General features: G+C 40.4%; 6 protein-coding genes. 2 read left to right on the forward strand and 4 right to left on the reverse strand.

Going from position 1 to position 8356, the window contains the following annotated elements:
• The first annotated feature begins 165 nt into the window (after positions 1-165).
• The gene (locus R2S57_RS29885; protein ID WP_316848568.1) at positions 166-2106 is read left to right on the forward strand and encodes an LTA synthase family protein; all 1941 of its coding nucleotides are present in this window, start codon (positions 166-168) and stop codon (positions 2104-2106) included.
• Between the two features lie 21 nt (positions 2107-2127).
• Positions 2128-2493 carry a helix-turn-helix domain-containing protein gene (locus R2S57_RS29890; protein WP_316848569.1) on the forward strand — a complete coding sequence of 122 codons (366 nt, stop codon included), beginning with the start codon at positions 2128-2130 and terminating at the stop codon, positions 2491-2493.
• A gap of 9 nt (positions 2494-2502) precedes the next feature.
• On the opposite strand, the gene R2S57_RS29895 is transcribed toward R2S57_RS29890, so the two are convergent.
• The 4 genes from R2S57_RS29895 to R2S57_RS29910 all read right to left on the reverse strand — a co-directional run bounded on the left by R2S57_RS29895 (position 2503) and on the right by R2S57_RS29910 (position 7769).
• Positions 2503-2997 (reverse strand): DUF416 family protein, encoded by a 495-nt coding sequence (locus tag R2S57_RS29895; RefSeq protein WP_316848570.1) that lies wholly within the window; start codon positions 2995-2997, stop codon positions 2503-2505.
• 342 nt (positions 2998-3339) lie between these two features.
• Positions 3340-4146 carry a helix-turn-helix domain-containing protein gene (locus R2S57_RS29900; protein WP_316848571.1) on the reverse strand — a complete coding sequence of 269 codons (807 nt, stop codon included), beginning with the start codon at positions 4144-4146 and terminating at the stop codon, positions 3340-3342.
• 30 nt (positions 4147-4176) lie between these two features.
• On the reverse strand, positions 4177-5196 hold the full coding sequence (locus R2S57_RS29905; protein WP_316848572.1) for an SDR family NAD(P)-dependent oxidoreductase: 1020 nt from the start codon (positions 5194-5196) through the stop codon (positions 4177-4179).
• A 200-nt stretch (positions 5197-5396) separates the two neighbouring features.
• Positions 5397-7769 (reverse strand): ABC transporter permease, encoded by a 2373-nt coding sequence (locus tag R2S57_RS29910; RefSeq protein ID WP_316848573.1) that lies wholly within the window; start codon positions 7767-7769, stop codon positions 5397-5399.
• Positions 7770-8356: the final 587 nt, after the last annotated feature.

Raw genomic sequence — 8356 nt, forward strand, 5'->3', positions numbered from 1 at the left:
TACCATCAGGCATTGTGCCCATATTAATAATTGTAAAGCACAACAATTATTTCCTACCTTTCGGCACTAACCAAACTTCAGAATTACTTCAGAATTGGAACCTACCTTCGCCCTTTATAAACAATGGACGGATTGTTAAATCCAATTTTGGATTAATCATTAATTATGAGCATTAAACAAAAAGCAAATAAACTACTAGACAATAGATTTGGACCAGTTTTTTTAGTTACCCTACTGTTGTGCAGTATATCGCTTGTTACCAGGCTCAGTTTATTGATATTTAGTGCTTCGGCTGTCGATTGGTCGATATTGAACCTGCTTAAAATATTCGTGATCGGTTTGTTTTACGACCTGGCTGCTGCAACTTTCGCCGTCATTCCGATTGTGCTTTACTTATGGCTGCTGCCCTCCAAATGGTATAACCGCAAGTTTAACAAAGTATTATTGTTCATCTATTTCTTTTTTGTTGTTTTCACACTCATCTTCAATGCCGTATCGGAGTGGTTCTTTTGGGAAGAATTTTCGGTGCGCTATAATTTTATAGCGGTCGATTATTTGGTGTATACCACAGAAGTGATTGGTAATATCCGCCAATCGTACCCGATTAACAGCATTATGATCGGCCTGGTGCTTATTACCACCGCGATTGTTTATCTGTTAAGAAAGCGGATTACGGCATCTACCCACCACAAAAGTAGTTTTGGCCAACGCACAAAGATTGCACTGGTTCTTTTGTGCCTGCCTGTTTTAACCTATTTCGGTGTGAGCCATAAATTAAAATACCTGAGCAAAAACCAATATGTAAACGAACTTTCGGGCAACGGCATGTACGACTTTGGTTTTGCCTTTTGGAACAACCAGCTCGATTACAATACTTTTTACAAAACAATTCCGATCAAAAATGCTCAATCTATTTTGAGCCATCTGTTACAACAAGATACGGTTATAAAAAACGGAACATTTAAAAACACTTCCAGGGCGATTAGTAACCCGGGTACCGAAAACAAAATGAATGTGGTGCTGATTAGCGTGGAGAGTTTAAGCGCTGAATTTTTAACGGCCTTTGGCAATACACAGCATATTACACCCCAGCTCGATTCGCTGGCCAAAGAAGGAATGCTTTTCGATAATCTATACGCATCGGGCACGCGTACCGTGCGTGGTTTAGAAGCCCTTTCGCTCTGTATCCCTCCTACACCTGGCCAATCGATTGTAAAACGGCCTGATAACAAAAACCTGTTTACCCTGGGCAGTATATTCCGTGCCAAGGGTTACAACAGCAGGTTTATTTATGGTGGTTATGGTTATTTCGATAACATGAACGAATTCTTTTCGAACAATGGTTATGAGGTAACCGACAGGAGTGCATTGCAGGATTCGGAAATCCATTATTCGAACATTTGGGGTGTGGCCGACGAAGATCTGTTTACGCTCTCGTTACGCGAGCTGGATAAAGATTACAAAAACAACAAACCCTTTTTCGCACAGATTATGACGGTTTCGAACCACCGTCCGTATACTTACCCCGAGGGCAGGATTGATATCCCTTCGCATACCGGCCGGGAAGGTGCCGTTAAATACACCGATTATGCCATTGGCAAATTTATCCGCGAGGCGAAACAGAAACCCTGGTTTGCCAATACGTTATTTGTAATTGTAGCCGATCATTGTGCCTCTAGTGCCGGCAAAGTGCAGTTACCAGTTGATAAATACCATATCCCGATGATTTTTTATAGTCCGGGGCATATTGCACCAGGTAAATTTGAAAAGCTAACCGCACAGATTGATATCGGCCCTACCATTTTAGGTTATCTTAATTTCAGCTACAACAGTAAATTTTTCGGTCAGGATGTATTTAAAATGAAAGATAGTGACGAACGTGCTTTTATTAGCACTTACCAAAGTTTGGGTTACATCAAAAACAGTAAACTGGTGATTCTCGATCCAAACAAAAAGGCAGCTACTTACAAACCCGATTTTACTACCGGTAATGCGGTTGCAATCCCTGCCGATCAGAAACTGATTGATGAAGCGATATCCAATTACCAGATGGCTTCTTACCTCTACCAAAATGGTTTATACGGTGTTGAAGCGCAAAAGAAATAATTACACAGCAAAATTTAAATCATGGGCATAAACATTGGATTGGTGATCTGGAAAGAGATGAAGGCAAAATCCTTTAGCAGGGATCAGCTTGCCGGGGCTGCAGGCATAAGTAAACACCGCGTGGGTACCATACTTAAATCGGCTTCTATTGATACGGCTATTTTAACACGGATTTCTATTGCCCTCGAAACTAACTTTTTCGAATATTACCGCAAGGATGATGACCTGGTGAAGTTTGAGGCAAATATTGTTACTCAAAATAACGAGGGACTAAACGAACTTAGAAATCTGGTTAAAGAAAAAAACCACCTGCTCGAGCTTTGCAACGCAACCATTAAAAGCCAGAAGAAAATAATTGCGGCATTAGAACATATGCAGGAATTGTAAAACGATCGCTTATTTGCTGATTTCGAGCTGATCGTGCCATTCTTTGAGCAGCTCGGGGTGATTCGCGATTTCTTCTTCACTTAAATCATCATCCTGCTCGCTCAATTTAAAATCGATGGTATCGGTTATGGTACTGCTAATATTGAGCAAATGGTCTATTTCAGGATCGATCAGATATTCCAGTAGTTCGAACACCGCACATCCGGCATTTAATGCATAATTGGTTAAAGGATCGATAAATTCTTCGGTATCGGGCAAAACTGCTTCCAGATCAATCAAAAGTTGTTTTACCTTTTCATTATCTACCGCATTGGACAGCGAATCTTTCCCACACTGGATCGCTTGCTTTAATATTTCAGGATCGCCCCAATTAAACTGACGGTGAAAATCGATATAGTCTGGCAAAAGCCTTTCGCAAATATGAATACCGAAGCCGGTAAGCCGGTGTTTGGGCAGAAGTGATAACTGATTGCTCAGCTGTTCGTAAAATTGGGTAGCATCCATTTGTTTATTACTTTAAGCTAGTGCGATTTTAAACCCTGACCATTATTTGATTAAGGTCATTAAGATAAAGAAGGTTAAGGATTCTACACATAGATCAACATCTACAAAGATATGCCTAATTTCTATAGCTACAATTTTATTGGAATTAATGGCTTTCCTGCCTTACCCAATTGATTTGATTATCTTACATTCCCTAACTATTTGAGGAGGTATCCATTGCGGATGATCATAAAGAGATCTTTGAACTATGTTTAAGTGGGTAGTTCAAAGATCTCTCCACTGCTGTCGAAATAACAATTTATCTTAACCCCTCATTTAAGATACTGCCTGATGATGCACAGCTCATTTGATCAATGCGGAGGGTGCGTAGCCAAATTCCTTTTTAAAAGCAAAGGAGAAGTGTGAGAGGTCTTCAAAGCCTGTTTCCATGTATACTTCTATGGGTTTCTTATGTTTTTCTACCAATTGATAATGCGCCAGCTCCAATCTTTTTTTTGTGAGCCATCTTTGCGGCGAAAGGTTAAATGCCTTTCTAAAATCGCGGTTGAAGGTTGACAAACTCCGCCCAATCAGGTACCCGAATTTCTCTAAGGGCATGTTGAACATAAAGTTCTTCTCCATAAAATCGACCAGATCGATTTTGCCCGGTTCCCGAAAATCTGTAAGCATATTATCGATAGCCGGATTTATAAAGCGTAGAATGTTAATGGCTTCGTTTATTTTCATGGTCGCAATGTGCTCTGGAAAAGCCTCCTGAAGATCAAAATAAGGAATTAATGACGCCAAACAGCTTTTTAACAATGGATGATGACTAAAACTCATGATTTTCTGCGATACCTGTATCTGAGCACCAACATCAATGTTGGCATAAAAGTCGCTCAAATGTTTGGCTGATAAATGCATCACCACGCTTTTATGTGGCTGCCCGTCTTTCGGATAATTGATAATGGTGGCCAACTGGTTCCGTGGAATCAAAAAAATATCTCCGGCATTAAATATATGCTCCTTATCGGCCTCAATAATTTTGGTTTCTCCTGATATAAACCATACCAGCATGTGGTGATCGAAAACGACTTCCGTTTTAAACAACTTGTCTTCATAACAGGAAAGTTTGATCTCTGGGGTGATATATTTTGTTTGAAACTCCATTATGGCTAAAATACAAATAATTGCTTTTAATTAATCTGCACTGAATGTGATGCCGATCATCTCTTCACTTAAATCCCACAGGCGTTTCGCATTTAGCTCATCAATAGCATAAGGTTGTACGCCACGTAAAGTAGAGGGTTCAGACATGAGGTGTTCAATATTCCCCAAATCCAGTTCAGCAACATCGGCATCTTCACAATATACCCCGCCAATCTCATTTAATAATGGGCTTGTGGCACACCAAACGGTGGTAGCGGCACCCTGTGCAAGTGTTTTTAGGTTCTTTTCTACATCTTGAAAAATATTGCCATCGGCATCATGTGTACCCATTTGCTGAAAAAGTTCCATTGGGGCTTCCCTACCCAGGTCGGTATGGTTCACCGAACCCGGATGTAAAGCATAAGCCCTAATTCCGGATTTTGCACCACGCGCGTCAAGTTCTACGGCAAACAGGTTATTCGCCGATTTCGATTGCCCGTAACCCACCAGGGTTTGATATTCTTGCTCTTCAAAATTAGGATCTTCAAAATTAAATGGTGCAATCTGATGTCCGTAAGAAGATACATTAATTACCCTCGCAGCATTGGCTTTTTTAAGCGCGGGCCATAATTTAGCCGTAAGCTGGAAATGTCCTAAATGATTGGTAGAAAGCTGCGATTCGTGACCACGGACATCTCTGCGTAAAGGTACCCACATAATACCTGCATTATTGATCAACAGATCGAGTGTGCGGTTGCTGGCTAAAAACTTCTCTGCGAAAGCATTAATAGAGTCAAAATCCATTAGATCCATGGCTTCAACTTCAACATTAAGCAGACCGGTTAGGTTCTTTTTTGCTTTCTCAATGTCGCGCGCCGGTACAACTACTCTTGCCCCTGCCTGTACAAATGTTTTGGTGGTTTCTAAACCGATCCCTGCATAACCACCTGTAATGATGGCTGTTTTACCCCTAAGATTTATTCCTTTTATCACATCGTTTGTGGTAGATGCTGCATTAAAGCCTGAGCCGATTGGCTGTTGTAACGCCCCGTTGTAATTATTGTGTTTCATTTTTTCATTGTTTTAATACACAACAAAAATAACGGGCTTAACAACAGGCTGCTTTGTTCAAAATGTCAATCTTACTTTGCCTGGAATGTCATGATTTATAAACGGAAACCACTGATAATTGGAACCATATATAAGACACATCAGAAACATATAAGCTTACATGCAACTTATATGTCTTACATGGTTAATCCATTGTAATATCATTCATACTTCAAAGCCTCCACCGGATTAGCCCTGGCTGCTTTATAAGCCTGAAAACCTACCGTTAAAAAGGCAACAACCGCTGTTCCGATAATAGAGGTGAATATGATCGAGAAAGAGATACTGGTTCTGAATTCGAAACTGGCGAGCCATTTATTCATCAGGTAATAAGCCAATGGAACACCAATAAAAGCCGCTACCAAAACCATTTTCAAAAACGACACCGAAAGCAATTGCATAATGCTGCTTACCGAGGCGCCCAGCACACGGCGTACACCAAACTCTTTGGTACGCTGTTCGGCACTGTAAGCCACTAAACCATAAAGGCCCATGCACGAAATCAATATGGCAATGCCACCAAACAGATTGGCCAGGATACCCAGAATTTTTTCCGACTGCAGTTTACTTGCAAACAGATCGTTCACAAACTTCATTTCTACAGGATATTTTGGATTGATGTTTTTGGCAACTGCCGAAATCAGCTCTACATTCTTGCTTAAACTGTTGTTGGGGTTTAATCGCAAATTGATGTTCCCGTTTTCGGTTTTACTAAAATTAATCACCATAGGTTTGCCAGGGCGATAAGGAGAATCCCATAAAAAGTCTTTAAATACAGCAATCACTTTTAATTTATTTCCGAAGAGCTCTACCGTTTTTCCTATTGGGTCTTTTAACTGCATCACTTTCACTGCACTGCTACTCAACATAATTGTAGCGCTATCGGAAGCAAAATCTTTGGAAAAATCGCGTCCTTCCAACAATTCTATTCCGGTGGTTTTAACAAGATCGTATTGGGTTTGCAGGCGGTTAAATACAATTTCTTTCCCCTTTTCTTCCATGCCGGGCCATTTAAGTCCATAAAACCAATTACCAACGTGGGTCATACTTTGGGTAGTCTGGTTAACTGCTGTAGCAGCACCACTTTTAAGCAGCTCGGTTTTAAACAGCTCAAATTTGCTGGATAAATCGCCATCCTGTGCCATTTCTGCAAGCAGATTGCTATTGTAGCCTATTGGTCTGTTTCTAATAAACTGCATCTGTTTATAAATCACCAGGGTGGAGATGATCAACATGATGGCAAAACAAAATTGGCCTACTACAAGCACCTGCCTTAAATTAATGGGGATGAGCTTCGCCCTTGCTGTTTTTCTTTTTAAGGTTTGAATGGGATTAAAAGAGGAGAGAAAAAATGCGGGATACATACCCGACAAAAGTCCGGTGACCAGTGCTACGGCTAAAATGCCCACCCAATAACCTATGTTGGTATAACCGATAACGATATCGATATCCAATAAGTTATTGAATATGGGTAAGGTAACTTCAACAATCACCACCGCAAACAATACCGCCACTACCACCAGCACCATGGCTTCGGTTAAGAACTGTATGATTAAAGATCCCCTTGTTGCGCCGATGGTTTTTTTGATGCCGACCTCTTTTGCCCTGCGTTCTGATTTAGCAGTGGCCATGTTCATGAAATTGATGCAGGCCACCAGTAAAATGCCAAAAGCAAGTGCCACAAAAAGGTAAATACGGTCGATATCGCCACCTACACTCTTGCCGTTCTTAAATTCGCCATATAGGTGCAGATCGGACAAAGGGTAAAGAAAATTCTGGTTCTTCTGCTCTTTATAGTTTTCGTTGAACAGTAATTTCACTTTGGCGTTGATCGGATCGATAAGTGCAGGATTATTCACCTTTGCAATGGCTAGAAAACTAAAATCGCCCCAGCCTGGGTTTTTAACATATTGGTTTATGCTTTCAAAAAAAGACCACGACATTAAATAATCATAACGCAGCGTCGTATTGGCGGGTAAATCTTTCATCACCCCGGTTACTTTTAAATTGTAAGCATCTTTATAACGTACTGTTTTATTCAGTGCATCGGTAGTACCGAATAAAAGTTTTGCCATACTTTCGGTTAATACAATACCGTTAGGCGTATTTAAAGCCGTATTGGGATCACCGGCAATAAATTCATAGTTGAAAACTTTCAGAATTTCAGGGTCGCCAAAAAGATCCGTTTTTTTGAAGCTTTTTTCTCCGTTGGCAATAAGCGAATGATCTCCCCCACCGATGCGGGTGATGGCATCAACCTCTGGTATTTTAGATTTAATGGCCATCGCAATTCCATTTCCGGGTACACCACCTGTACTGGTAATTTTCCCTGACGCATCCTGAAAATTGGTCATTACCTGATAAATTTTGTCCGAATCCTTAAAATGCCGGTCGAAATTCATTTCATAATTGACGTACAGCAGCAACAACAAACAGGCAGATAAACCAACTGCCAAACCAACAATGTTGATGATAGAGGAAATCTTATTTCTCCACAGGTTGCGTAAAGCAATTTTTAAATTGAGACTGAACATGGCAGCAATGGTTTATCAGTTAAACAAATATAACTGTACAAGGCACAACCAAGTACGTGCCAAGAGGAAAAAATGTGCTATACACCCAAGAAAGGAATAATTTATACATGATGCATTAATGGAACCGTTCATTATCGAACAGCAAGTGTGCGTGTGTGGACAGTTGAACATTAGAACATTCCAAATTATAAACTTTCAGGAATTGATTGTTTTTTATAACCATATAAGGAATTTTAGAACATATAAGGTTTGGATTTTGAAGTTCCATTTCATTAGCCCGTTAGCCATAGTTTAACATTTCAAGTTACAATGATCTAACCTTTTCAATATTTTTATCACCACCTAAGCCACCTAAGCGCATCTGAGTTTTTAAAGCTCAATTTTCATCAATGTGTTATATTTGAGAACATGTAAGAACTAAATGCAAAAAAGCCCCACATTTCTGTGAAGGTTTCTGTGATCCCGCTGGGATTGGCTCAGCCCTGCAAAATCCCGAACTCGGCCCTGAGCCTTTTACAAATCGAACCCAGGCCGGCACTTCTGTCCGAATCCCAGCGGGAATAAAACAAAAAAGCCCCACATTTCTG

The organism is Pedobacter psychrodurus, assembly GCF_032678585.1.
Classification (GTDB): domain Bacteria; phylum Bacteroidota; class Bacteroidia; order Sphingobacteriales; family Sphingobacteriaceae; genus Pedobacter; species Pedobacter psychrodurus_A.

Excerpts from the sequence above, each read along its gene's own strand:
- R2S57_RS29885 (WP_316848568.1), top strand. The coding sequence starts at position 166 with ATGAGCATTAAACAAAAAGCAAATAAACTACTAGACAATAGATTTGGA.
- R2S57_RS29890 (WP_316848569.1), top strand. The coding sequence starts at position 2,128 with ATGGGCATAAACATTGGATTGGTGATCTGGAAAGAGATGAAGGCAAAA.
- R2S57_RS29895 (WP_316848570.1), bottom strand. The coding sequence starts at position 2,997 with ATGGATGCTACCCAATTTTACGAACAGCTGAGCAATCAGTTATCACTT.
- R2S57_RS29900 (WP_316848571.1), bottom strand. The coding sequence starts at position 4,146 with ATGGAGTTTCAAACAAAATATATCACCCCAGAGATCAAACTTTCCTGT.
- R2S57_RS29905 (WP_316848572.1), bottom strand. The coding sequence starts at position 5,196 with ATGAAACACAATAATTACAACGGGGCGTTACAACAGCCAATCGGCTCA.
- R2S57_RS29910 (WP_316848573.1), bottom strand. The coding sequence starts at position 7,769 with ATGTTCAGTCTCAATTTAAAAATTGCTTTACGCAACCTGTGGAGAAAT.